This is a genomic window from Klebsiella sp. FDAARGOS_511, from assembly GCF_003812845.1.
Classification (GTDB): Bacteria; Pseudomonadota; Gammaproteobacteria; order Enterobacterales; family Enterobacteriaceae; genus Klebsiella; species Klebsiella grimontii.
Genome location: NZ_CP033824.1, coordinates 2,451,201 through 2,476,889, shown reverse-complemented (window position 1 = coordinate 2,476,889; position 25,689 = coordinate 2,451,201). Strand labels below are relative to the sequence as shown.

The following is a 25,689-nucleotide window of genomic DNA, read 5'->3' as shown; positions in this document are numbered from 1 at the left end:
CACCAGGGAGTGGACATACGCTCAGTTCTGCAATACCGACGACACCAGCAGCTGGGTGTAGGGGTGATGGGGATCGTCGAGCACCCGGTCGGTTAAGCCGCTTTCCACTACCTGACCCTGCTTCATCACCAGCAGACGGTTAGCCAGCAGGCGGGCAACGCCGAGGTCGTGGGTCACAATCACCACCGCCAGGTTCAGCTCCACCACCAGGCCGCGCAGCAGATCGAGCAGGCGCGCCTGCACCGACACGTCCAGCCCGCCGGTGGGTTCATCCATAAACACCAGCTTCGGCTGGGTCACCAGATTGCGGGCGATTTGTAGACGCTGCTGCATACCGCCGGAAAAGGTGGTGGGCAGGTCGTCAATGCGCGAAGGCGGGATCTCCACCTCCTGCAACCACCTTTCGGCGGTCGCGCGAATATTGCCGTAGTGGCGGGCCCCGGTGGCCATCAGGCGCTCGCCGATATTCCCCCCAGCCGACACCTGACGGCGCAGGCCGTCCATCGGATGCTGATGTACCACGCCCCATTCGGTGCGCAGCAGGCGGCGGCGATCCGCTTCGCTCATCGCGTACAGCGAACGGTTCTGATAGCGCACGTCGCCCTGTTGCGGCGTCAGGCGGGCGGAAAGCGCCTGTAGCAGGGTGGTTTTCCCGGAGCCGGACTCGCCGACGATACCCAGCACTTCTCCCGGCCACAGCTCAAACGACACGTCGCTGAAGCCTTTGCCTGGCGCGTAGAGGTGGGTCAGATTATTGACCGCCAGTAACGGATGACTCATTTTTCCTGCTCCTCGCTCTGCTGGCGGCAATAATCGGTATCTGAACAAACAAACATCCTTTTGCCGCTGTCGTCGAGCACCACTTCATCAAGATAGCTATGGCGAGATCCGCAGATGGCGCAGGGTTCATCCCATTCCTGAACGGTAAACGGATGATCGTCGAAATCGAGGCTCTCAACCGGGGTATACGGCGGTACCGCGTAGATGCGTTTTTCGCGTCCGGCGCCGAACAGCTGAAGTGCGGGCATCATATGCATCTTCGGGTTATCGAATTTCGGAATCGGCGACGGGTCCATCACGTAGCGGCCGTTGACCTTCACCGGATAGGCGTAGGTGGTGGCGATATGGCCGAAGCGGGCGATATCTTCGTACAGCTTCACCTGCATCACGCCGTACTCCTCCAGCGCGTGCATGGTGCGGGTTTCGGTTTCTCGCGGTTCAATAAAGCGCAGCGGCTCTGGGATCGGCACCTGGAAGATCAGGATCTGATCTTCGGTCAGCGGCGTTTCCGGGATCCGGTGGCGGGTCTGGATCAGTGTCGCGTCTTCGGTGCGTTCGGTGGTCGCGACGCCGGTGACGCGTTGGAAAAACTGGCGAATCGACACCGCGTTGGTGGTGTCGTCGGCGCCCTGGTCAATCACCTTCAGCACGTCATTTTCGCCGATGACGCTGGCGGTAAGCTGGATACCGCCGGTGCCCCAGCCGTAAGGCATCGGCATCTCGCGACCGCCGAAGGGCACCTGGTAGCCAGGGATGGCCACCGCTTTCAGGATGGCGCGGCGGATCATGCGTTTGGTTTGCTCGTCAAGATAAGCAAAGTTGTAGCCGGTCAATGCGTTAGCCACGTTGATTCTCCCGTTGCAGGCGTTTAAGCAGCGCCAGTTCGGCCTGGAAATCGACATAGTGGGGAAGTTTAAGGTGTGAAACGAAACCGGCCGCCTCGACGTTATCGGCATGGGCCAGCACAAACTCTTCGTCCTGAGCGGGGCCCGCTAGCTCTTCGCCGTACTCCGGCGCCTGGAGCGCACGGTCCACCAGCGCCATCGCCATCGCTTTACGCTCGCTCATGCCGAACGTCAGGCCGTAGCCGCGGGTAAAGTGCGGCGGTTCATCCTCAGGGGCGACAAAGCCGTTAACCATTTCGCATTCGGTCATCAGCAGTTCACCGATATTGACGGTGAATCCCAGCTCTTCGGGAGCGATCTCCACCGCGACGTAGCCGCTGCGAATTTCACCGGCAAACGGGTGGTTGCGCCCGTAGCCGCGCTGGGTGGAGTAGGCCAGCGCCAGCAGGTAACCCTCGTCGCCGCGCGCCAGCTGCTGCAGGCGCGAAGAGCGCGAGCAGGGATAGACCGGCGGATGGCGGGTGATATCGTCGGGCTGCGCGTCGGTATCTCGTTCGGCTTTCGCCAGTTCTTGCTGAACCAGCAGATTAAAAACGTGCGGCGCGGCTTCCTGCGGCGCGCTATCGGTCGCCAGCGGCGGGGTTTCGCCGTTGGCCAGCAGGGTAAAATCGAGCAGGCGGTGGCTGTAATCGTAGGTTGGGCCGAGCAGCTGGCCGCCGGGAATATCTTTATAGACCGCCGAAATACGGCGCTCAAGGCGCATACCGGCGGTGTCGACGGGCTCGCTGACCGCCAGCCTTTGCAGCGTGGTACGGTAAGCGCGCAGCAGAAAAATCGCTTCAACGCTATCACCGCTGGCCTGCTTAAGCGCCAGCGCCGCCAGTTCCCGGTCGGCGATACCGCCTTCGGTCATTACCCGGTCCACCGCCAGATTAAGCTGCTGGCTAATCTGGTCAACGCTGATTTCAGGAAGCCGTCCATCGCCTCGGCGTTTCTGTTCCTGTAGGGCGTGAGCGGCGACGATCGCCTTCTCGCCGCCTTTGACGGCTACGTACATTAGCAGACCTCGACATGGGTAGTGCGCGGGATAGCCAGCAGGCGTTCACCGCAGGTGAGGATCAGATCGATGCCCAGCGGGAACGGATGCGGGCGCTCGGTCAATTCTTCAATAATGCATTCCGGCAGCTGCGGGGCGATCATCCGCTCTTCGGCGATCCCCGCGCCGGTCAGCCGCAGCATCCGGCCGCCGCTCAGGCTAGCAAGCTGGACCACCAGCGTGACGCCGGTTTCAGGGGCGACGACGGTTCCGGCGGAAAGCACGTTCAACTGCTCGGCGCTGATGGTGTCACTGGCGACGGCGAAGATCGCCTGCTGCGGCTGCTCAACCAGCGGCGCGCCGGTATGAAAGCGCAGATTCTGGCCGACGAGATCGTTATGCAGCCCCGGAGCCAGCCAGACCGGCGTCTCGTGATCCACCAGCGTCAGCAACAGGCTGGTAGAGGCGACGTTCAGCGGCTGCCAGCCGTGCTGAAGCTGTTGCAGGGAGACAATCACTCCCGGCTCGCTCATCGCCTTCAGCAGGCGGCGGAAACTGTGCTGGGCATCTTGCACAGCCAGGGTAAAGGCGGGTTGTAGTGTCATGCGTTATCTCCGCGAACCAGAGTAAAGAAGTCGACCCGGCTGGCGTTGACTTCGGCGCGTCGGGCTTCAATGCGCGCGCTACGTTGTTCTTCCAGCGGGGTTATCAGGGTTTCCATCAGGGTGTGAAAATGGTGTGGCGACTGCATCAGGGCATCGATAGCCGCGCAGCGTTCAGCGTGCGGGCGGTCGCGGCCCAAAATCCAGCTATAGCCGAGCGTTCCGTCGGCCAGGCGAATGGCGGCGCGGGTTAAGGTGGCGTCTCCGGCAAAGAATCGGTCGCCGATGCCGCCCATACGCGCCTGCAGCTGAACCAGTCCGGTTTCCGGGGCGCGAATCAGCTCATACTGCGGCGCGAGCTGCAGGGTCTGCATCCGTGCCGCCAGTTCTTGTGGTTCACTGTGGGCCAGCACGGACATCCAGCGCTGGCGGGTAGCGGTATCAAAGTGCATTCAGTGCTCCATGGTGAATTCAATCATGTCGGCGAGGGTCAGGCTGACGGAGTACTCCGTCGCGTTCTGCTCGTCCTGGCGATGATTCAGGGTGCGCACGCACAGCAGCGGCGCCATGTTGGGAATGCCGAGAATGTTGCTCTCTTTGGCCTGCGCGCGGCGGGCGCTGATTTTGGTGCGTACGCGGGTCAGTTCGATATCAAGCCGGTCGCGCAGCAGGTCATGGAGAGAGCCGTGGGTAAAGGTTTGCAGAACCGGCCACAGTCGCAGGTCGGTAAAGTAGTGGTCTATCAGGCACAGCGCGACGCCGTTAACGCGGCGCAGGGTGCGCAGGTGGATGACGTTATCGCCTTCATTAATGGCAAACGCCTCAGCAACGTGGCTACTGGCCGGGCGTAACACCGACAGCAACTTCTCGCTGGTCGGATGGCTACCCTGTTCGAGAAGATTCTGGCTAAAGCGGGCCTGAGCATTGAGTGGATAATCTATCGGACGCATCAGAACCAGCACGCCGACGCCCTGGCGGCGCTGGACCCAGCCGCGTTCGACGAGCTGATCGATGGCCCGGCGCAGGGTATGGCGGTTAACTTCAAAGCGGGTTGCCAGCTGCTGCTCGGCGGGAAGATAGTCGCCGCAGCGGTAGTGATGGCGAAGCTCTTGCTCAAGTTTGGCGGCAATTTCCTGATATCGTGTCGGGTAACTGGTCGGATGTCTGGATAAGTACATGTCAATCGAACCTCACTATAGACATGAAGGAGTTTCCCTCTGAGCGTGGGCCGATCCTGACGGTTTTTTGTTACATTTCGGTTAACTCATGATGACCGGGGGATGAAGAGTTAATGCCGATGGGATGACAGGGAGAGGGGGAATGAACGCACGGATGCCCTCACCCTGGCTCTCTACCGGAGGGTGAGGGGAGGAAGGTAAGCGTTAAGGCTCTTGAGGCTCTTTCACCACGTTGACCATCCACGGGACGCCAAAGCGGTCGATGACTTTACCGAAGCCGTGCGCCCAGAACGTTTCCTGCCAGGCCATCTCTATCTGGCCGCCGTCGGCGAGGCCGTCAAACCAGCGTTTACCCTCGATCACGTCTTTTGGGTCGAGCACGATGGTAAATCCGGCGTAGCGCTCCATTTTGCTGGAGGGGCTGTCGCTGAGCATCAGGATGCTGTACGCGATGCGCAGGCTGGCGTGTGCGATACCGTCAGCAGCCAGATGTTGGCCAGAAGGGCAGCCATCTTCGGCGTCCTGGGTATTCTGCGGCATTTCACCCCAGGTGATTTTGTGGATCAGCTCAGCGCCCAGCGCCTGCTGGTAGAAGGCGATGGCGGCAGCGCAGTTGCCGCTAAAAGCGATATAGGGACTTAAGGGCATAACCATTACCTCAGGTAACGAATATTCCATTAAGCGTAGAAGGGGATTGCAGAATTAAGCCAGGCGGCAGCGACGGATGCCAGGCTCGGGTAAGGCGAGTGCGAATGAGGGAAGGCTGATCAGGGCGCGGAAAAATCTTTTCCCCCCGACGATGGGCGCCGGGGGAATAAAATCAGTTCTTTTTAACAAATTCGGATTTTAGCTTCATCGGTCCAAAACCATCAATTTTACAGTCAATATTATGATCGCCTTCTACCAGGCGGATATTTTTAACTTTAGTACCAATTTTTAGCATCGAAGAGCTGCCTTTAACCTTCAGATCTTTTACCACGGTGACGCTATCGCCGTCGGCCAGTAAATTGCCGTTGGCGTCTTTGACAATCAGCGCGTCGTTATCGTCCGCAGGCTCGGCATTGTTCCATTCGTGGGCGCATTCCGGGCAAACAAACATGCCGTTGTCTTCATAAGTGTATTCAGAATGGCATTTTGGGCAGTGTGGCAGTTGCATGACGTTCCTCGCGATTACTGGGTAAAACAGGACGTTGGTCCTTTAAATGGCGGCTGATAGCCGAAAGTGATGCTGATTATAGCGCAATCCCGCACTTTTGTCGGGCCTTTTTTATGCGGCTTCGCAGCGGAGTAAGAGAATTTATATTGTGAGGATTGGCGGGATTAATTCCTTAAAAACCGCCAGTTATTTCCGGAAATATATCGCTAAGTTCCAATATTCATTGAACTTATTGGTTTGGGACGACTCTGTTTAAGGGTAGGTAAATTTTTGTGAAGTTGATCCCAAATTTAAACGCTGTTAGGGTAAAAAAGCGAGAACGCAAATTCACTACACTTATTAGCGGCACCGCTTATTTGATTATGGCCAGAGCAGGCGTCAACAGGTTCGGTTGTACGGACTGTCAGCAGACAGTGCAGGCAAACCTGCTACGCTTGAAATGTGGAGCACAGCAATTCGCCGCTCCCAACGCATGACGCGAATGACTTTGTCATTCGGCGGAGATTCGTGCGCTCAAGGCGAGAGCAAAAGAGGATAATTATGCTTAAAAGGAAAAAAGTAAAACCCATCACGCTTCGGGATGTGACCATCATTGATGACAGCAAACTGAAGAAAGCGATTACCGCAGCATCGCTGGGTAACGCGATGGAATGGTTCGATTTTGGGGTTTATGGTTTTGTTGCGTATGCCCTGGGTAAAGTCTTTTTCCCCGATGCTAACCCCAGCGTGCAGATGATCGCCGCCCTCGGTACCTTCTCGGTTCCCTTCTTAATTCGTCCATTAGGCGGCCTGTTCTTCGGGATGCTGGGCGATAAATACGGTCGACAAAAGATTCTGGCGATAACCATTGTCATCATGTCGATAAGTACATTCTGTATCGGTCTTATTCCGTCGTATGCCACGATTGGTATCTGGGCGCCAATACTGCTGCTGCTGTGTAAAATGGCGCAGGGCTTCTCGGTGGGCGGAGAATATACCGGCGCATCGATCTTTGTTGCGGAATACTCCCCTGACCGGAAACGCGGCTTTATGGGTAGCTGGCTGGACTTCGGTTCGATAGCCGGTTTTGTGATGGGCGCGGGCGTGGTGGTACTGATTTCCAGCGTGGTGGGTGAAGAGAACTTCCTCGACTGGGGCTGGCGTATTCCGTTCTTCCTGGCGCTGCCGTTAGGGATTATTGGTCTTTATCTGCGCCATGCGCTGGAAGAGACGCCAGCGTTCCAGCAGCACGTTGATAAAATGGAGCAGGGCGATCGTGAAGGCCTGCAGGAAGGACCGAAAGTCTCGTTTAAAGAGATTGCGACCAAACACTGGCGTAGCCTGCTGACCTGTATCGGTCTGGTGATTTCCACCAACGTGACCTACTACATGTTGCTGACCTATATGCCGAGCTACCTATCGCATAACCTGCACTATTCAGAAGACCACGGGGTGCTGATCATCATCGCCATCATGGTCGGGATGCTGTTCGTTCAGCCGGTTATCGGTATGCTCAGCGACCGTTTTGGCCGTCGCCCGTTTATTCTGATTGGTAGCGTGGCGCTGTTCGCGCTGTCGATTCCGGCCTTTATCATGATTAACAGTAACGTTCTCGGCCTGATTTTCGCCGGTCTGCTGGTGTTGGCGGTAGTGCTGAACTGCTTTATCGGGGTGATGGCCTCGTCGCTGCCGGCGATGTTCCCGACCCACATCCGCTTTAGCGCCCTGGCCAGTGCCTTTAACATCTCGGTGCTGATTGCCGGTCTGACGCCGACGCTGGCGGCGTGGCTGGTGGAAAGCACGCAGAACCTGATGATGCCGGCTTACTATCTGATGGTGGTGGCATTGATTGGTCTGATTACCGGCCTGTCGATGAAAGAGACCGCTAACCGTCCGCTGAAAGGGGCGACGCCAGCGGCTTCGGATATTCAGGAAGCGAAAGAAATTCTCGGCGAGCACTACGATAACATCGAACATAAAATCGAAGATATCGATCAGGAAATCGCCGACCTGCAGGAAAAACGTTCTCGTCTGGTGCAGCAGCATCCGCGCATCAACGACTAAATCGTTTTGCTGGTAACGCATGCCGCCGCGGGCTTCCCCCGGCGGCATTTTTTATGTCCTGACTGACTACAGACGTGATGTCGTTCGCGAAATGCGTATGCCCGGTAAGGTATTAGCCGCCACCGGGCGTTGCGGCGGCGAGGGCTTAGCTATGCGTCAGAAAGCGCGCCAGCCGCTGCTGCAGGATTTGATTTTCACGGCTCAGGCGCGCGTTCTCGTCCAGCAGCGTTAAGGCGACAGCGATACCCGGCCAGTCTAGCTCCAGCTCTTTGCGCAGGCGTACGGCGCGGTGCACTATGGTCACTGCGCTATCGTCAAACAGCCAGCTTTCCCGCTGCGGCTGGCGGGGCTCAATCATGCCAAGGCCGACAATCTCGTCAAGCTCCTCTTCGGAAAGGCCGGTGTGGAGACAAAACTCGGTAATCGTGAACGTCACTGTTATCTTAGCCATCAGGCTTTCCCCCATGTCTTACGCGGCTCGAAGCTGGATTGCGCATCCGCCAGTTGTTGCCAGAGCGCGCGGCTCTTCTCATCTGGTTTTGGCGGCATGACGATTTTAATCACCGCATACAGGTCGCCGGTGGTGGTTTTGCTGGTCAGCCCTTTGCCCTTCACACGCAGCCGCTGACCGGCCTGGCTGCCCGGCGGAATGGTCAACAGGATGCTCTCTTTCAGCGTCGGGATGGTAACTTTAGCGCCCAATGCGGCTTCCCATGGTGCCAGCGGCAGGACGATTTCAAGGTTATGGCCGACGACATCAAACAGCGGATGCGGTGCGATATGGATCACCAGCCACAGATCGCCGTTGGGGCCGCCATTTTCACCGGGAGTGCCCTGGCCTTTCAGACGGATGCGCTGGCCGTCGACGACGCCCGCGGGAATTTTCACGTTCAGGGTTTTCGGCGTTTCGCTTTCGACCATGCCGAAGACGTTATAAACCGGCAGCTTATAGCTGATAGTGCGCGTCTGCTCCGCCAGGGTCTCTTCAAGGAATACCGCGACTTCTATCTCCAGGTCATGACCGCGGACGCCGTGCTGGCGGCGGCTATGGTGCGCCTGCTGGCCAAACATAGTGGAGAAGATGTCGTCGAAGTCCTGCTGGCTATAGCTCTGCTCGTGAGAATGCTGCTGCCGGCCAAACTGCGGATCGTTGCGGTGCTGCCAGAGCTGGTCGTATTCGGCGCGGCGCTGGTCATCTTTAAGCACTTCCCAGGCTTCGGCGAGATCTTTGAATTTGGCTTCGGCATCGTTTTCTTTGCTGACATCGGGGTGATATTTACGTGCCAGACGGCGATAGGCGGTCTTAATGGTTTTCAGATCGTCCGTTGGCTGAACCCCTAAAATGGCATAATAATCCTTTAATTCCATGGCGTTATCTCATTTATGCGCAATATTACGGTTACAGATCCCTGGATCAGGTGTCTCTATTAAGCGTAGGGCAAATGAAGACGGATTGGGCGGAAAAGTGGCGCAAACTTGACGCCGTCGGGATTGACGGCGGCCAATTGTGAACGCCAGCTATTCGCTGGAGCGCCTGCGGTTTCTGCGTAGCCCTTCGAGTAGCACCAGCGCTGCGCCAATGGTTCCGCCCATCAGTGGGAGAGCGGCGGGTGCGTTGGGGAACAGATGAATGATGGTCACATCGGTCACCATCATTGAACCGGCTATCCAGCCGATGAGCGCACCGCCCAGCATCACCACGGACGGGAAGCGGTTAAGGATTGCCAGCACCAGTTTGCTGCCGAGGACGATAATCGGAATGCTGATTAATACGCCCAGCGCGACCAGCAGCAGATGGCCTTTCCCGGCGGCGGCAACCGCCAGTACGTTATCCAGCGACATAATGACGTCGGCAACGGTAATGGTGACTGCGGTACGCCACAGGCTGCTGGAACTACTGACGTCGCTCTCTTCTTCCTGATTGGTCACCAGCTTGATGCCAATCCACAGTAGCATCAGCGCGCCGACCACTTTAAGCCACGGCAATGAGAGTAAATAGATCGCGATGGCTAAAAGCAGCACGCGTGCCGCTATTGCGCCGACGGTACCGATGATAATCGCTTTGGTACGCTGCTGAGGTGGTAGTTTACGGCAGGCCATCGCAATCACCACCGCGTTGTCGCCGCCCAATAACAGATCGATAGCAATAATTTGCAGCAGAATAACCGCCACGTCCCACTGACTAAAAAACTCATTCATACCCAACTCATCGAACCACAAAAGAAAACCTACAGAAAAACGCAGGGGCGAAGCGTACTCTCGTTCGGGCACCCTGACCACCTTCCAGAGAGACCGCGCGCAGCGAGTTATTGAAAAATATCGTTACCAATCATTGCATGGTCCGGCAATGATTCGCAGGCAAAGGATGATATTTTGTTCGCAGAAATACATCTGCCGTTCACCTATCGCAAGGACTAACTACATGCCCGGCCATAAGAATTTACTCACATTTGCCTTTATTAGCGCTACCCTGTTTCCGCTTATGGCGACCGCTGCTGATGCGCCGACTTTTACGCCTGAACAAGAGGCCCGTATTGGCAAAATCGCCGCGGATTACTTAGTCGCGCACCCGGAAGTGCTGCTGCAGGCTAGCCAGAAGCTACAGCAAATTCAACAACAGCAGCAGGCCAGCGCCGCGACCCAGGCGGTACTGAAGAATGCGGCTGCGCTGACCCAGGATAAAAATACGCCAACCTACGGTCCGAAAGAGGGCAAAGTTACGGTCATTGAATTCTTCGATTATCAGTGTGTTTACTGCAGTCGTCTGGCGCCGGTAATGGAACAGGTGATTAAAGAGAACCCGCAGACCCGCTTTGCATTTAAAGAGTGGCCGATTTTTGGCAGCCGCTGGGAAACCTCGCTTGAGGCGGCGAAAACCGGCCTGCAGATTTATCAGCAGAAGGGCGCAGAGGCTTATCTCACCTACCATAACGGGATCTATTCCACCGGGCATAACGAAGGCAAGCTGACGTCTGCCGACATCCAGCAGCAGGCGAAGAAAGTGAATTTCGATGCCGGGAAAGCGGCGGACGTTGAGCCGGCACTGGAAAGCACCAATCAGCTGGCGCAGGAAATTGGTCTGAGTGGGACGCCGGGAGTTATCGTGATGCCGACTACCGGCGCCACGGAAGCGACGATCACCGTGTTCCCGGGGCTAGCGGATAAAGCCTCGCTGGATGCGGCGATCAAGAAAGCGGGCGGCTGATAATCCACGCGTCCGCCGGATGGCGGGCGCGATTTAGCGATGACAGCAGCGTTGCAGCATCGACATAATAACCTGAAAGAGCTCATCTTTAGCCTGCTGCTCGGTGATGACGCCGTTCACGACCGCGGCCGATAATCCGTCGGCGGAGCCGAGCATGGCGAGAATGGCCGCCTCGCTGAGATTCTCGCTCTCACAAAGCGGAGAAAAATAGTCCCGGCATTTTCCGGTAAAGGTGGCGATGCACTCTTGTTTGATCTTCTCCAGCTCAGGCGTCCCGGCCAGCGCGGCCATGACGCTCGGCATCTCGCGCCCCTGAAGCAGCACGCACTCGATATAGGCGTTGGCGATCGCCGCGGCCAGTTTATCCGCGTCCGGTTCGGTATTGCGCAGAATTTCATCCATTCGCGCCGTCTGGCGCTGGTCGTATTCCGTATACAGCGTCGCGAAAAGTCCCGAACGGCTGTCAAAATGATCGTATACCACCGGTTTAGTGACCCCCGCCTGCGTCGCCAGGTAACCCAGCGTCAGGGCATCGGTCCCTTCTTGGCGAATAATCTGCCAGGCAACATCAATCAGCTGTTTGTGCCGCTCTTCTCGCGTTAAACGCTGCCGTACGAGTGGTTCAGACATAGAAGCATTCTCCCGTTGACATGCTTATATACCAAAGGTAACTTACTATTGGTAGGTTACTGTTAGTATATAAGACTACGTCCAATATCGTTGTATAGCAACTGGAGTATCCTTCATGCATGCATTAATCGTGGTTTCTCATCCTCTTAATACTTCTCTGACTCACAGCGTTGCGACAGCGATTGCGCAGGGGGTTGCCGAATCCGGTTCACATCACAGCGCTGAAATTGCCGATTTAACCCAGGAAGGCTTTAGCCCGGTTTTTGCCGAACCGGATATTGCCGCCTTTCTGCAAACCGGCGCTACGCCGTCCGATACGACCGCTGAACAGGCCAGAATCGATAACGCCGATGCGCTGGTGCTGGTGTTTCCCATTTACTGGTGGTCGATGCCGGGGCTGCTGAAAGGCTGGATTGACCGCGTGTTTTCAAACGGCTGGGCGTATGAGGAGACCGCCGACGGCAACGTCGTGAAGAAGCTGGGGCGCCTGCGGGTACATCTGGTGGCATTAGGCGCAGCGAGTCGACAAACGTATGACAAGCACGGGTTTACCGATGCTTTTAATGCGCAAATTGTCCACGGCATTTTTGATTACTGCGGGGCTACGGTAGCCAGTTCGCAGATGCTGCTGTTGCCGGACCTGAAAACGGCGGAGGCGCATCTGGAGGCGGGGCGCCAGCTGGGAAGAAAGATGTTTGCCTGAGGTTCGTTTCGCTCCCGAGCCGGGGTTTCCGCCGGGCGTCTTTATCCGAGCCCGGCCTGAAAAAATATATTATCAATGGCTTATGTTCGCCATGTCGGGACAGAATGGGTGCTAATCCTGCGAGGGCACCTAATGCTGATATGCCGTGTATTCATCGAGTTATGTGGCCCTGATCAGACTGGATCTGCCGACATTTTGGTGTTAGCGAGAGATGCCTTATTGTATAATCCTTCCATTCCCCCTCTGGAAAACAATGATAAATAATTTACAGCGTTTCGAAAGTCTCGGTGATAATTGTGAGTTTGCTTTCTTTCTAAGAGAGTCAGGTTATGATGAAGGCAGCTTATTTCGTTGGACTTTAATAAAAAACTATCATGCACTTCTAAAGTTAATCGAATCTGATTTTGCTGATTTGTATGTTTATGAAAATCTGACGCCCTTCTGGCAGGATATGGTACTTGATCAACGGCATGATATTTGTTTTCATACTGAAATGTATAGCGATAATAAAGATGATGGCTGGGTCTGGCGTTATAGCGAAGAGGAAAATGATCTTATTTATACGAGGGAAATGGATAAGATTAATTACTTGATAAATAAATTTAAGAACAGCCTTGCTGATGAGAATAAAATTTTTGTCGTAAAAAGCAATGGCAATAACCTTGATGATGTTGTACTGGCTTTTGCAAACGAGTTCAAGAAGCACGGCAACAGTAAAATACTCTATGTTAAAAGCGATGCGGGAAATTCAACGCCAGGTGAAATAACGAAATTAACGGATAATCTCTTTGTTGGGGCCATTGATAGATTCGCCGACTATAGTCGTGCAAATGAATACTCACGTGAAGGCTGGCAGGCAATAATTGATAATGCTGTAAAGGTTATGTGACTTTTTAGCAGCGTATTAATATACGCTGCATTTTTTAGCTGGTAGTGATAAAGCACGTTTTTGGGTAATGATTCAACAGTGAGTAATTATAAACGGCTTCATTTTTATAGTACGAGTTAGGGTAGAAGTTGACTTCTTTCCCGAGCAGAGAAGCTAAAATTGCTACATGCAGTCTGTCGGTATTAACGACTTTATACTCTTCAAGAAAGTTAATCATGCATCGGGTAGAATTTCGTGCCAGAAATTCATTGTCCCAATAGTCGCCATTCCATGTGAGCGAAATATCATGATTGTTTTCTTTATAATCTCCTGTCAGCGATTCTGAATCTGTTCTGAAACAATTTGCCTGTTGTTTATAGGCAGGTTTAAGGGACAGATATTTGCTAAGATCGAGATAAAACGCCATGTCATCAGCAATGAATACGTTTTTGTTTGCCTCGTAGTTAAGAGATCTAATATAATCGAAAGTGGTATTTTCACGGCAAAATACCACTAATTTATCGATGTTGTTGGTGAATAAATCGCTGTACCCTCTGATTGTCGAAGGCATAATGATTGCTTTATGAAATTTATGAATATTATTTTGGATGAAATCACGGCCTTCAGCATATAACCCTTCGATGAGGTTTCCTCCGCCGCCAAAAATTAAAATATCGGTATCGGGGCTGTAGTGCTCATCGGCCCTATAAGGAACATAAGTAAGCGCATTTCGTTCGAAAAAATCGTACGTTGCCGATGCAATCACGCCATCACCCGCGTTACCGGGGTTTGCCTTATAGACAAATCGATGAGATGGATGATAGGATTTTAGAAATAAATCAAATTTTAACTCTGCACTGGTCATTTTTTATCCTGTTTAACAGAAGCTATTGATTGCTATCTTAATATTACTTCAACTCACTCATTATTATAGAAAAGTCTAGTTTACTAAGGAAAGATCACAATGAAAAAAGTTCTTATAATGACGCCGGACATAGAGGGGCCTGTCCGTAACGGCGGCATTGGTACTGCTTTCACTGCCCTTGCCACTACTTTGGCAAAAAAGGGGTATGATGTCGATGTATTGTATACATGTGGTGACTATTCGGAGTCATCTGCATCAACTTTTAGCGATTGGTCACGTATTTATAGCACCTTTGGTATTAATCTGCTGAGTACCGGGCTGGTTAAAGAAATTAATATCGACGCCCCCTATTTTAGAAGAAAAAGTTACTCAATTTTGCTCTGGCTGAAAGAAAATAATGTCTATGACACGATTATTTCTTGTGAATGGCAGGCAGATCTTTATTACGCTTTATTAAGTAAAAAGAATGGCACTGATTTTGAACATACCAAATTCATTGTCAATACCCATAGCTCAACGTTATGGGCTGATGAAGGTAACTACCAGCTCCCATATGATCAGAATCACCTTGAACTCTATTATATGGAAAAAATGGTTGTTGAGATGGCTGATGAAGTCGTTAGTCCTTCTCAGTATTTAATTGACTGGATGTTGAGTAAACACTGGAATGTTCCTGAAGAACGCCACGTTATTTTAAATTGCGAGCCATTTCAAGGGTTTGAAAAGAGAAGTGACGTTGTCGTTAAAACCAATGAAAAAACCGCCTCAGGCGTTGAGCTTGTATTTTTCGGCCGCCTTGAAACCCGTAAAGGGCTCGATATCTTCCTGCGCGCATTAAGAAAACTCTCTGACGAAGATAAAGAAACGATCTCTGGTGTAACTTTCCTCGGGAAAAACGTCACGCTGGGTAAAATTGATTCATTTACCTATATCATGAATCAGACCAAAAATCTGGGTCTGGCAGTCAATATCATCAGCGATTATGACCGTACCAATGCGAACGAATATATAAAAAGAAAAAATGTATTAGTCATCATCCCATCGCTCGTTGAAAACTCTCCGTATACCGTTTATGAATGCTTGATTAATAACGTTAACTTCCTCGCCTCAAACGTCGGAGGGATTCCAGAGCTTATTCCGCAGGAGCATCATGCCGAAGTTTTGTTTACCCCAACGCCGGTTGATTTATACGGTAAAATTCACTATCGCTTAAAAAATATAAACATCAAACCCGGACTGGTTGACTCACAAGAAAATATCCAGGCAGCGTGGTTTGCCGCGATTGAAAGAAAAGATAACTGTGTCTTCAAGAAAATTGATGAATCCAATCGCCCGTTAGTGAGCGTATGTATTACTCATTTCGATCGTCACCATCTGCTCCAGCAGGCGCTGGCCTCAATAAAAACGCAAACGTACCAAAATATTGAAGTTATTTTAGTTGATGATGGAAGCACAAAAGAAGAATCTCATCGTTATTTGAATCTAATCGAGAACGACTTTAACGCCCGAGGTTGGAAAATCATCCGCAGTTCTAATAACTACCTCGGTGCAGCACGAAATTTGGCTGCGCGACATGCTTCCGGTGAATATCTGATGTTTATGGATGATGATAATGTCGCTAAACCTTTTGAGGTTGAGACATTTGTCACGGCAGCTTTAAACTCCGGTGCCGATGTGTTAACCACTCCAAGCGATCTCATTTTTGGTGAGGAGTTCCCTTCGCCATTCCGTAAAATGACGCACTGCTGGCTTCCGTTAGGACCTGATTTAAATATTGCCAGCTTTAGTAACTGCTTTGGCGATGCTAATGCCCTGATCAGGAAAGAAGCTTTCGACCACATCGGTGGCTTTACTGAAGATTACGGTTTAGGTCATGAAGATTGGGAGTTTTTTGCAAAAATATCTTTAAATGGTTATAAACTGCAAATCGTTCCTGAGCCGCTATTTTGGTACAGAGTAGCAAACTCCGGAATGTTGTTAAGCGGAAATAAGAGCAAAAACAACTATCGCAGTTTCCGTCCATTTATGGATGAGAATGTGAAATATAACTATGCGATGGGGTTGATTCCTGCTTACCTCGAAAAAATTCATGAGCTGGAGAATGAAGTGAGCCGACTGCGCAGCATCAATGGCGGCCACTCAGTCAGTAATGAACTACAGCTTTTAAATAATAAGATTGATGGTCTGATTTCTCAGCAAAGGGACGGCTGGGCCCACGATCGCTTTAATGCTCTTTATGAAGCGATTCATGTTCAGGGGGCAAACAGAGGCAGAAGTCTGGTTCGTCGGGTAGGCAGGAAAGTTAAATCCCTGTTGAAATAGCAGCGTCCGCGGAGCTCGAAAGAGCTCCGCAAAAAATAGTTTTAATGAAGTTTAATTGTCCGACGTACTCAACTCCCCCCGAATACCAACGTCTGCTTATTCCGCGATTAGGCTGCTTTTAGGCGGGTTCTCTGAATAGTGGTGCCCGGACTCGGACTAACGCCGCAGGCGTTGAACAGCGCGCTTGTCGCGCTGGCCCCGAAGGGGTGAGCCGCTGTGCGGCGAATAATCGAACGTAGTTCGATGGAGAGTCCGGTCGTAGAAAAGCAAAAACCCAGCCATAGGCTGGGTTCTTTAAATAGTGGTGCCCGGACTCGGACTAACGCCGCAGGCGTTGAACAGCGCGCTTGTCGCGCTGGCCCCGAAGGGGTGAGCCGCCGAGCGGCGAATAATCGAACGCAGTTCGATGGAGAGGCCGGTCGCAGAAAAGTAAAAACCCAGCCATAGGCTGGGTTCTTTAAATAGTGGTGCCCGGACTCGGACTAACGCCGCAGGCGTTGAACAGCGCGCTTGTCGCGCTGGCCCCGAAGGGGTGAGCCGCTGTGCGGCGAATAATCGAACGTAGTTCGATGGAGAGTCCGGTCGTAGAAAAGCAAAAACCCAGCCATAGGCTGGGTTCTTTAAATAGTGGTGCCCGGACTCGGAATCGAACCAAGGACACGGGGATTTTCAATCCCCTGCTCTACCGACTGAGCTATCCGGGCAACGGGGCGCATTAAACCGTAATCCGTACGCCCCGTCAATCAAATTTCTCGTTTTATCTATCGGTTGCTTAACTTTGCGGCAATTCTGCGCCCAAAGGCGCTTTTTTGCTGAAAATTACATCATACCGTTGTCGCCTTCGCGGATTTTCCAGCCGCTGGTCACCGAGATAGCGCGGCGCAATCCGGAGATCGTGTAGTCGCCAACGATATCTTCATCATCACGCGGCGAGCTGAGCGTGATTTCCGCGTCGACGCCGTGGCGATAGGCGCCGTGGTGGCTAAAGATGGTGCCGATAAAACATTTATCGTTCAGCCAAACCGGGATATACGCCACGGTTTCATAGATATAGTTCGACGGTACGCCGCTGTAGTAGTTTTCCGCGTCATCGGACGACGTGCCCGGAGGAATAGGGCAAATCGGCGCGTCATTGTCGCTCTGCGGCTTATCCTTGAGCAGGCTGCTCTGCATCACTTCCAGTGACTTCAGCAGGTCTGATTTTTCCCGCTCATTCAGCGCGGGCGTCAGGGGCTGGTCTTTTTCCGGCGAGCGAATGTCGTTAAGGGTGTAGCGGTAGCGGATCGTCACTGCCGGCGTACTGCCTGAGGGACCAAACGGGCGCAAGAGATAGAGATTATCTTCGCCAAACTGGCCGTTGTACCAGAGCGCATAAACCTGGCCATTAATGCGTACCCAATGGCTCCACTGGTTGGCGCCGCGGCCGTTGAGAGAGTAGAGCGCGCCGGGAACGCCTGCGTCAAAATCATCGCCGTTGCCGCTATCATCGCTGTTGACCGCAGCAAAAGCATCGTCGCTGCGTTTTAATATTCCGGTATAGCTAAAGAGTCCGGTACCGCCGACGTAGCTGTCGATGATTAAATCACGCTTACCGTCTCCGTCGAGGTCGACCAGGGTAAAGCTGACTTTGCCGTTTTCGGAGTCGGCGCTGATATCGGACTGGAGAAACGTCTGCCACTCATCATCGCTGATATCGGCGGAAGGTTTCGTCGTCGAGACCAGAGAGTCGTCCGCGTAGGTTAGCGTAAAATGGCTGACGTTGCCGCTGAGAGGAAACTGCTCGGCGATCTTATTCAGATCCAGTTCAGGATTGACCTTCTGCTCTTTTAACACCGCGTTGTATAACGCTTTCAGCGCGTTGTTATCGGCATCTTTCTGCTGCTTTGGGATAACCTGGCTCACAAAGGTGGGCAGCATCCACGCGCCGCCGGGAGCGATTTCCCGGCAGTCACCGGTGGTGTACTTTAGGCTCTGGACAAACGTTTTGCCGTCCCAGACGCGCTCTTCGCCGCTGATGCAGTCGGCGATACCGCGGCCTTTATTGAAAAAGGTGAGTACGCCATCGGCATAGCTGGAGGCGTCAGTAGTGACCAACTGAGGCGGGGTCATGAACCCTTTGTCCACAACCCACATTGCATAGCCGTCGTTATAGGCCGCGCGCCAGCACAGGGCCTGAATCAGCGTGTGGTTTTTGTCCAGCGGGATTGCGGTGAGCTGGCGCTCAGACGCCGGGATATCCGCGTTTTGCCAGTCGTCACAATGACTGTTCAGGAGCGGGACAAGCTGGGGAAGGAGTTTCTGCCGCTGCTTTGCCGGCAGCGGCGCGGTAGCGGCATCGTGAACCACCGGCGCGGCGATGATTTCCGGCGCGGGCGCTGCCGATAAAATATTGTCATCACCGGCGTCGCCCTGGCGTAACAGCGCATCGGCAGTGCCCAGGCGCCGCTGGAACTCATCCATCTTCAAAAATACGGCGCTGCTGCCTGCGTCGGAAAGCGTCTTACGCTCGCCGTTAAGCGCCAGCTCAATTTTTCCGTTGTGCTCAAGGGCCTGAATCAGGGCCGCCGTCTGGGTATCATCGAAGCGAAAGTGGCTCTCGTCGGCGACGTCAAGTGGACCGTGATCCCGATCGTCAATAAACAGGTTTACCGCGGCGTCGGGAGGAATATCGCGTTCGGTTTGCGCGAAGGTCGCGACAGCGATGACGTGCTGCGCCGCGCCCGCATTGCGGGTCAGCAGAACGCTGACTTCGCCCATGGTGGCGCCATAGCCGGCGGCCCTACAGGTACCGGTGTTGTCGCAGGCGAGCTCCCAGTCTTTATGCGCGAAAGAAAAGCCTTGCGGAGAGGCTGCCAGGAGCGGCGTCGAACACAGCCCCATGGTGGCAAGCCAAAGAAGAGAGCGCATATCAAACCCTGTCAGCATATCGATGAAGGGGAATTATATGCGCGATGAATCAGTTAAGATATCGGAATCAGGTCAGGGCGCCGCCCATACGGCACTGGGCAAAACGTAAAATGTCTTCAGCCAGGCGACGCGCGGTATCGACGTCCGTCTGACTGCGTTTGATCAGCAGCCGGCTCAGGCAGCCTTCGATGATCAGCTCCATCTGCTTCGCGACCATTGCCGGATCGTCAACTTCCAGCTGGCTAAGCAGTTCGTGGGTATAGGCCAGTGAAGCCTGCTTTTGCTGTTCGGCCAGCTGATGGATTGGATGCTGAGGGTCCGGATAAAAAGTACAGGCGGCAATAAACAGGCAGCCGGGATAACGATGGTTGCTTACGCAGGTGGTCAGTGCGGCGTAGCGGGCCAGCAGCTTCTGCTCTGCGCTTAGCGACTCGTCCAGTAAAAGCTGGCGGCGCCAGGCATCGACCTGATGGCTGAGATAGCGAAGCGCGTCGTACAGCAGCGCTTCCTGGTCAGGCCAGAAACGTTTGAGGTCATTGAGCGGGTAAGCCACGCGCTCGGCGACCATTTCCAGCGTGGTGTTAGCGATACCCTCGATTTCGAGGATTTGGATGGCTTCACCCAGGACATCTTCACGTTGCACGGTCTTTTCCTCCATTTTTCCTCCTACAGTGTCGCTCACGGTTGTCGATCGCGCAAATGGGCGCTGAATGCCGCGGCATCCATAAATCCGGTGACTCGCTGCGCGGGCAGCTCCTCGCCCTGTTCATTGAAGAACAGAATGGTGGGCAAGCCGAGCACCTGGAGATGCTTCAGCAGCGCCGCGTCCCGCGCGCTATTTTTGGTGACATCAACCTGCAGCAGAACGGTCTCTTTCAGGGCCTGTTGAACCTCAGGTGAGGTGAAGGTGTATTTCTCGAACTCCTTGCAGGCCACGCACCAGTCGGCGTACAGGTCGAGCATCACCGGTTTACCTTTCGCCTGCGCCAGCGCCTGATTGAGCTCATCGACGCTATGGATACGGGTAAACTGGAGATGGGCCTGCCGTTGGGCGAGCGGCGCATCGAAAGCCCAGTCCTGCAGCGGACGGGCGCTGACCAACGCAGCGCCGAACATTGCTATTTGCACGATACGCAGCCAGGGGCGCGTGCCGCCCAGCGAGGTAATAAACGCCCAGCTAAAAAAGGCGACGCCCAGCAGCGACCACAGCCGCAGGCCCCACGGTTCGCCCACGATACGCTCCAGTAAAAAGACCGGCAGCGCGAGGATCACAAAGCCAAAGGCGGTTTTGACGTGGGCCATCCATGGGCCGCTTTTCGGCAGCAGACGGTTACCGAATACGGTCACCAGGATCAGCGGCAGCCCCATACCGAGCGCATAGAGATACAGGGTACCGCCGCCCAGCCACAGATTACCGCTCTGGGCGATATAGAGCAGAATGGCGCTCAGCGGCGCGGTGGTGCAGGGCGAGCAGATTAATCCGGCGATCGCCCCCATGGCGAATACGCCGCCGGGTGAACCGCCCTGACGTTTGTTGCTCATCAGCGTCAGACGCGTTTGCAGCGACGAAGGCAGCTGGAGCGTAAACAGACCAAACATCGACAGCGCCAGCAGGATAAACACCACCGACAGGCCGATCAGCACATAAGGGTGCTGCAGCGCCGCCTGGAACTGCAAGCCCGCAGCGGCAACAACCAGCCCCAGCGCGGTGTAGGTTAAGGCCATACCCTGAACGTAGATAAAGGCCAGCAGCAGCGCGCGGGCGGTGGAGAGACGTTGCTGGCCGCCCAGCACGATACCGGAAATGAGTGGATACATCGGCAGAACGCAGGGGGTAAACGCGATGCCGATACCAATTAATAGCGCCCACAGCGCGCTAAAAGGGAGATCTGAGCCTTTGTTATCCTGGACTAAGGGAGGAAGAGCAGATGGCGACTCTACCGGCAGCGCCGGGCGCGTTTCCAGCGGCAGAGGCGGGTTGAGCTTTGGTTGTTCGGCCGTAGCGCCGCTGTCGGAGCGCGCCAGCGCATTGCCGAGCGGCACGATTTTGGTTTCCGGCGGATAGCAGAAACCGGCATCCGCGCATCCCTGATAAGTCACGGTAAGAGTCGCGCCGGCGGCGGCGTGAGTCAGCGTGACCGGCACGGTCAGGCGCTGGCGGTAAATTTCGCTTTTACCGTAAAACTCATCCTCATGCCACTCGCCTGCAGGCAGCGAGGGGGCGGTAAACGCCGCATCGGCGGACGTCAGCTTTATCTGTTTACGGTAAAGATAGTAACCATCTTTGATTTGCCAGGTCAGATTAAGATCGTGTTGATTCTGCTGAAAATCGAAGGCAAAAGCCTGGTCAGCAGGAACAAAGTTCGAACGGCCAGGGGCGTCGAACAGGCCGGCAATGGCCGAAGTGCTGCAAAGCAGCAGGATCAGCGTAATGATGCGTTGAGCCATGAGAGGTAATCGTTGTCTCCGTGAATAACGGGCAGAACCAGAAGTTCAGGGGTTTGATACGGGTGATGAGACTTCAGGCAGTCCAGTAGCGCCTGCTGATGGGCAAGGTCGGTTTTCAGCAGCATTTGCACTTCATACTCCTGCTCCAGTTTTCCTTCCCAATAGTAGAGCGATGTCGCTCCCGGGAGGAGAGTGGCGCAGGCGGCGAGTTTTTCCGCCAGCGCTTTGGCCGCCAGGTCCTGGGCGGTCGCTTCATCCGGCGCGGTACAGAGTACAACAACAGCATCAGGCGTAGTCATCGTGAACCTCGTATCAGCGAAAAGAGGCACCATAGCACGCAAGGTGGGGAGGATTAACGAAACGGGCCAGGATCTGGCCCGAATTTGAAGAGATTTACAGCATGATACCGCCGAAAATAAACCCGAGGATCACGCATAGCGTAATGGCGATGACGCCGGGGATCAGGAAGGCATGGTTAAAGACATATTTGCCGATGCGGGTTGAGCCGGTGTCATCCATTTCGACCGCCGCCAGCAGCGTTGGGTAGGTCGGCAGAACGAAAAGGGCGGAGACGGCGGCAAATGAAGCGATGGCGGTCAGCGGGCTCACGCCCAGCATCAGCGCTGCGGGCATCAGCGCCTTAGTGGTCGCGGCCTGGGAATATAGCAGGGTCGCAGCGAAGAACAGCACCACCGCCAGCAGCCACGGGTAGTTGTGCAGCAGGTCGCCCGCCACGGTCTGGATATCGCTGATATGGGCTTTGACGAACGTATCCCCCAGCCAGGCGACGCCGAGAACGCAGACGCAGGCGCTCATGCCGGATTTAAAGGTGCTGGCGTTGAGAACTTCACCGGTGTCGATTTTACAGGTAATGCTTATTAGCGTTGCGATAGTCAGCATAAATACGACGATCGCTTCGTTACGCGGCAGGACCGGGTTCTGGATCAGGCCTACGGTATCGCTAATGGCGGTGGCGTAGAACATCACCGCGACGATACCAATCAGAAACAGTAATACCGAGCGTCTGGCGTGCGGCTTCAGTTCAAAAACCTGGCTGCCGCGCAGTTTGACTTCCCCTTTTGCCAGTCGCTCCTGATAAATCGGATCGTCTTTCAGCTCGCAACCGAGGAAGTTACAGACGATGGCGGTAAGCATGACGGCAATCAGGGTTACCGGAATACAGATCGCCAGCAGGGTCAGGTAGCTGACGCCCAGCGGCTCAAGAATGCCGGCAAAAAAGACCACCGCTGCCGAAATCGGCGAGGCGGTAATCGCAATCTGCGAAGCGACCACCGCGATGGAGAGAGGACGCGAGGGGCGGATGCCCTGTTCTTTTGCCACTTCGGTGATCACCGGTAGGGTCGAGAATGCGGTATGCCCGGTTCCGGCAAGTACGGTCATAAACCAGGTGACCAGCGGAGCGAGAAAGGTGATGTATTTGGGGTGACGCCGGAGCATACGTTCGGCGAGGCTGACCAGATAGTCCATCCCTCCGGCGACCTGCATGGCGGCGATAGCGGCGATAACCGCCATAATGATTTCAATAACGTCGAAGGGGATCGCGCCGGGTTTAATTTGAAAAGCGAGAGTCAGGACGAGGACACCCAGGCCACCGGCGAAACCGATGCCGATGCCCCCCAGTCTGGCTCCCAGATAAATAGCCAGCAGGACAATAACGAGTTCTGCACCAAACATATTTTCCTTCCTTGTTTTATTAACAAGTTGATATTGGGTTGTTGTGATTTAGTAAATCAATAAGAACAAAAAAGGCATGTCATCGCTGACATGCCTGTGGTAAGTCTACTCTGAAGATCTATTGTTCGCTTTCATCGGTATAACGCTTCGCTTTATAGGCCGGGTGCATCAGGTTCTGCGCAGAGAAGATGTCATCCAGCTCCGCTGCGGTCAGTAGCCCGCGTTCAAGCACCACGTCCCTGACGCTCTTGCCCGTTTCGGCGCAAATCTTGCCGACGATATCGCCATTGTGGTGGCCGATATACGGGTTGAGGTAGGTGACAATACCAATCGAGTTATAGACGTAGCTTTCACATACCGCTTTGTTGGCGGTGATGCCGCTGACGCATTTTTCCAGCAGGTTGTAGCAGGCGTTGGTCAGAATATGGATAGATTCAAACATCGCCTGGCCAATCACCGGTTCCATCACGTTCAGCTGCAGTTGGCCTGCCTCGGAAGCCATGGTGACGGTGGTGTCGTTGCCGATCACTTTGAAGCATACCTGGTTGACGACTTCCGGGACTACCGGGTTTACCTTAGCTGGCATGATGGAGGATCCCGCCTGTAGTTCAGGCAGATTGATTTCGTTCAGGCCAGCGCGCGGGCCGGAAGAGAGCAGGCGCAGGTCGTTACAGATTTTGGACAGTTTTACCGCCAGACGCTTCAGGGAACTGTGGACCATTACGTAGGCGCCGCAGTCGGAGGTCGCTTCGATCAGATCTTCCGCGGGTACGACCGGCAGGTTGCTGACTTCCGCCAGTTTTTGTACCGCTAACTGCTGATAACCATCCGGGGTGTTCAAGCGGGTGCCGATAGCGGTCGCGCCAAGGTTCACTTCCAGCAGCAGTTCCGCAGTGCGCAGAATGCATTTGGTCTCTTCGTTAAGCAGAACATTAAACGCGTGGAACTCCTGGCCGAGGGTCATCGGCACCGCATCCTGTAGCTGAGTCCGGCCCATTTTCAGAATGTCCTGGAACTCAACCGCCTTCTGCTGGAAGCCTTCGCCCAGCTGGTTAATCGCATCGATCAACTTGAGGATGGACGCGTAGACCGCGATGCGGAAACCGGTCGGGTACGCATCGTTGGTGGACTGGCATTTGTTAACGTGGTCGTTAGGGTTGAGGTACTGATATTCGCCTTTCTGGTGGCCCATCAGCTCAAGGCCGATGTTGGCCAGTACTTCGTTGGTGTTCATGTTAACGGAAGTGCCCGCGCCACCCTGGAACACATCGACCGGGAACTGGTCCATGCATTTGCCATTATTCAGGACCTCATCGCAGGCGGCGATAATGGCATTGGCAACGCTTTTTGGGATAGTTTGCAGCTCTTTGTTAGCCTGCGCAGCGGCCTTCTTCACCATTACCATTCCGCGGACAAATTCAGGGATATCGCTGATTTTGTTGTTGCTGATGTAGAAGTTTTCAATCGCTCTCAGAGTATGGACGCCGTAGTAAGCGTCAGCTGGAACTTCCCTGGTGCCCAACAGATCTTCTTCGATACGAATGTTGTTTAACATGTGAACCTTCTCTTTCAAGCTGCCTATGAATTCACCAAATACGCAGAATTTATCGGATCTAGCGCATTTTCTGGCCGCAGATTATTTCCTTAATCGGCCCGGTGCCCACGATCATATGCTGATGATAGCGAATATCAGCCGCCCTGATCACTTATTATGTAGTGAATCTTATAAGAATTATTAATCTGTGAAATGAGTCACCGGTTTTCTAATCTTGAAAAAAATAAGCTTTTTTTACGATTGAAAAGTGACGTTTTGGCCCAACATCTTTCTGATGCGAATAGCACATCAATGACTACGGGCGCCGATGCGGGCGTCTGTTTATGAAGGAGACGCCGGTGCGTTGGATTCCATTAATTGCCGTTTTTTTATACGTTTACATTGAAATCTCGATCTTTATCCAGGTCGCCCATGTGCTTGGCGTCTTGCTGACGCTGATTCTGGTGATCTTCAGCTCGGTGGTGGGGATATCGCTGGTAAAAAACCAGGGCTTTAAAAACCTTGTGCTGATGCAGCAGAAGATGGCGGCGGGGGAGAGCCCGGCCGCTGAGATGATCAAAAGCGTGTCGCTGATTATCGCCGGTCTGCTGTTACTGCTGCCGGGGTTCTTTACCGATTTCCTGGGACTGCTGCTGCTGCTACCTCCGGTACAGAAGCATCTGACCTTAAAACTGATGCCGCATCTGCGTTTTAGCCGGATGCCGGGCGGCGGGTTTAGTGCCGGAACGGGCGGCGGCGATACCTTTGAAGGCGAATACCAGCGTAAAGACGACGAACGCGACCGTCTCGATCATAAAGACGATCGCCGCGACTAACCTGCATTGTCCAGGCCGGTTACTCCGGCCCGGAAC

At 54.0% G+C, this 25,689-nt stretch carries 25 protein-coding genes and 1 tRNA gene; 6 read left to right on the top strand and 20 right to left on the bottom strand.

Annotated features, from left to right (window positions below; all coding sequences use genetic code 11):
* Positions 1–21 precede the first annotated feature (21 nt).
* From phnK to EGY08_RS12860, 8 genes are all read right to left on the bottom strand, one after another.
* Positions 22–780, bottom strand: coding sequence for a phosphonate C-P lyase system protein PhnK (gene phnK / locus EGY08_RS12895; RefSeq protein ID WP_004127931.1), 759 nt, complete (start codon positions 778–780; stop codon positions 22–24).
* Entirely contained in the window at positions 777–1,625 is an 849-nt protein-coding gene (locus EGY08_RS12890; RefSeq protein ID WP_004127934.1) for an alpha-D-ribose 1-methylphosphonate 5-phosphate C-P-lyase PhnJ, read from the bottom strand. Before EGY08_RS12890 ends, phnK begins: the two co-directional genes overlap by 4 nt.
* On the bottom strand, positions 1,618–2,682 hold the full coding sequence (locus tag EGY08_RS12885) for a carbon-phosphorus lyase complex subunit PhnI (RefSeq protein ID WP_004127936.1): 1,065 nt from the start codon (positions 2,680–2,682) through the stop codon (positions 1,618–1,620). Before EGY08_RS12885 ends, EGY08_RS12890 begins: the two co-directional genes overlap by 8 nt.
* Entirely contained in the window at positions 2,682–3,266 is a 585-nt protein-coding gene (phnH, locus tag EGY08_RS12880; protein ID WP_004127938.1) for a phosphonate C-P lyase system protein PhnH, read from the bottom strand. The genes EGY08_RS12885 and phnH overlap by 1 nt, the downstream gene beginning before the upstream one ends.
* On the bottom strand, positions 3,263–3,715 hold the full coding sequence (gene phnG, locus EGY08_RS12875; protein ID WP_004097867.1) for a phosphonate C-P lyase system protein PhnG: 453 nt from the start codon (positions 3,713–3,715) through the stop codon (positions 3,263–3,265). Before phnG ends, phnH begins: the two co-directional genes overlap by 4 nt.
* A complete protein-coding gene (phnF, locus tag EGY08_RS12870; RefSeq protein WP_123828560.1) occupies positions 3,716–4,441 on the bottom strand; it encodes a phosphonate metabolism transcriptional regulator PhnF in 726 nt (241 codons plus the stop codon). It abuts the gene before it with no gap.
* Between the two features lie 204 nt (positions 4,442–4,645).
* Positions 4,646–5,089: a VOC family metalloprotein YjdN gene (gene yjdN / locus EGY08_RS12865; RefSeq protein ID WP_123828559.1), complete on the bottom strand. Its 444-nt coding sequence runs from the start codon at positions 5,087–5,089 to the stop codon at positions 4,646–4,648.
* A 172-nt stretch (positions 5,090–5,261) separates the two neighbouring features.
* Positions 5,262–5,597, bottom strand: coding sequence for a zinc ribbon domain-containing protein YjdM (locus EGY08_RS12860; protein WP_004127949.1), 336 nt, complete (start codon positions 5,595–5,597; stop codon positions 5,262–5,264).
* Positions 5,598–6,137: 540 nt separating this feature from the next.
* On the opposite strand from EGY08_RS12860, the gene proP reads away from it, so the two are divergent.
* Positions 6,138–7,640 (top strand): glycine betaine/L-proline transporter ProP, encoded by a 1,503-nt coding sequence (gene proP, locus EGY08_RS12855; protein ID WP_004127952.1) that lies wholly within the window; start codon positions 6,138–6,140, stop codon positions 7,638–7,640.
* A gap of 145 nt (positions 7,641–7,785) precedes the next feature.
* On the opposite strand, the gene cbpM is transcribed toward proP, so the two are convergent.
* From cbpM to EGY08_RS12840, 3 genes are all read right to left on the bottom strand, one after another.
* Positions 7,786–8,091, bottom strand: coding sequence for a chaperone modulator CbpM (gene cbpM, locus EGY08_RS12850; RefSeq protein ID WP_004127958.1), 306 nt, complete (start codon positions 8,089–8,091; stop codon positions 7,786–7,788).
* Positions 8,091–9,008 carry a curved DNA-binding protein gene (cbpA, locus tag EGY08_RS12845; RefSeq protein WP_004127961.1) on the bottom strand — a complete coding sequence of 306 codons (918 nt, stop codon included), beginning with the start codon at positions 9,006–9,008 and terminating at the stop codon, positions 8,091–8,093. The genes cbpM and cbpA overlap by 1 nt, the downstream gene beginning before the upstream one ends.
* 150 nt (positions 9,009–9,158) lie before the next feature.
* Positions 9,159–9,839, bottom strand: a complete 681-nt coding sequence (locus tag EGY08_RS12840; protein ID WP_004127964.1) for a TerC family protein — start codon at positions 9,837–9,839, stop codon at positions 9,159–9,161.
* A 223-nt stretch (positions 9,840–10,062) separates the two neighbouring features.
* On the opposite strand from EGY08_RS12840, the gene EGY08_RS12835 reads away from it, so the two are divergent.
* Entirely contained in the window at positions 10,063–10,845 is a 783-nt protein-coding gene (locus EGY08_RS12835) for a DsbA family protein (protein WP_004127967.1), read from the top strand.
* 33 nt (positions 10,846–10,878) lie between these two features.
* Here the strand turns inward: EGY08_RS12835 and EGY08_RS12830 are convergent, their stop codons facing one another.
* Entirely contained in the window at positions 10,879–11,475 is a 597-nt protein-coding gene (locus tag EGY08_RS12830; protein WP_049114399.1) for a TetR/AcrR family transcriptional regulator, read from the bottom strand.
* Between the two features lie 115 nt (positions 11,476–11,590).
* On the opposite strand from EGY08_RS12830, the gene EGY08_RS12825 reads away from it, so the two are divergent.
* Entirely contained in the window at positions 11,591–12,178 is a 588-nt protein-coding gene (locus EGY08_RS12825; protein ID WP_004127972.1) for an NAD(P)H-dependent oxidoreductase, read from the top strand.
* 253 nt (positions 12,179–12,431) lie between these two features.
* Positions 12,432–13,067, top strand: a complete 636-nt coding sequence (locus EGY08_RS31070) for a hypothetical protein (protein WP_227635283.1) — start codon at positions 12,432–12,434, stop codon at positions 13,065–13,067.
* A 34-nt stretch (positions 13,068–13,101) separates the two neighbouring features.
* On the opposite strand, the gene EGY08_RS12815 is transcribed toward EGY08_RS31070, so the two are convergent.
* Positions 13,102–13,911 (bottom strand): polysaccharide pyruvyl transferase family protein, encoded by an 810-nt coding sequence (locus EGY08_RS12815; protein ID WP_123828558.1) that lies wholly within the window; start codon positions 13,909–13,911, stop codon positions 13,102–13,104.
* Between the two features lie 99 nt (positions 13,912–14,010).
* On the opposite strand from EGY08_RS12815, the gene EGY08_RS12810 reads away from it, so the two are divergent.
* On the top strand, positions 14,011–16,233 hold the full coding sequence (locus EGY08_RS12810; protein WP_049114396.1) for a glycosyltransferase: 2,223 nt from the start codon (positions 14,011–14,013) through the stop codon (positions 16,231–16,233).
* 628 nt (positions 16,234–16,861) lie between these two features.
* Here the strand turns inward: EGY08_RS12810 and EGY08_RS12805 are convergent.
* From EGY08_RS12805 to aspA, 7 genes are all read right to left on the bottom strand, one after another.
* Positions 16,862–16,937, bottom strand: a tRNA-Phe gene (locus EGY08_RS12805).
* Positions 16,938–17,052: 115 nt separating this feature from the next.
* Positions 17,053–19,140, bottom strand: coding sequence for a DUF1176 domain-containing protein (locus EGY08_RS12800; RefSeq protein ID WP_004127983.1), 2,088 nt, complete (start codon positions 19,138–19,140; stop codon positions 17,053–17,055).
* 67 nt (positions 19,141–19,207) lie between these two features.
* Positions 19,208–19,783 (bottom strand): transcriptional regulator, encoded by a 576-nt coding sequence (locus EGY08_RS12795; RefSeq protein WP_004871181.1) that lies wholly within the window; start codon positions 19,781–19,783, stop codon positions 19,208–19,210.
* 35 nt (positions 19,784–19,818) lie between these two features.
* Positions 19,819–21,588, bottom strand: a complete 1,770-nt coding sequence (locus EGY08_RS12790) for a protein-disulfide reductase DsbD (protein WP_004127989.1) — start codon at positions 21,586–21,588, stop codon at positions 19,819–19,821.
* Positions 21,564–21,887 carry a divalent cation tolerance protein CutA gene (cutA, locus tag EGY08_RS12785; protein WP_004109254.1) on the bottom strand — a complete coding sequence of 108 codons (324 nt, stop codon included), beginning with the start codon at positions 21,885–21,887 and terminating at the stop codon, positions 21,564–21,566. The genes EGY08_RS12790 and cutA overlap by 25 nt, the downstream gene beginning before the upstream one ends.
* A gap of 94 nt (positions 21,888–21,981) precedes the next feature.
* Positions 21,982–23,283 carry an anaerobic C4-dicarboxylate transporter gene (locus tag EGY08_RS12780; protein ID WP_123828557.1) on the bottom strand — a complete coding sequence of 434 codons (1,302 nt, stop codon included), beginning with the start codon at positions 23,281–23,283 and terminating at the stop codon, positions 21,982–21,984.
* A gap of 118 nt (positions 23,284–23,401) precedes the next feature.
* A complete protein-coding gene (gene aspA, locus EGY08_RS12775; RefSeq protein ID WP_004097898.1) occupies positions 23,402–24,838 on the bottom strand; it encodes an aspartate ammonia-lyase in 1,437 nt (478 codons plus the stop codon).
* Between the two features lie 338 nt (positions 24,839–25,176).
* Here aspA and EGY08_RS12765 point away from each other — a divergent pair, with 338 nt between their 5' ends.
* Positions 25,177–25,653: an FxsA family protein gene (locus EGY08_RS12765; RefSeq protein WP_004127994.1), complete on the top strand. Its 477-nt coding sequence runs from the start codon at positions 25,177–25,179 to the stop codon at positions 25,651–25,653.
* Positions 25,654–25,689 lie beyond the last annotated feature (36 nt).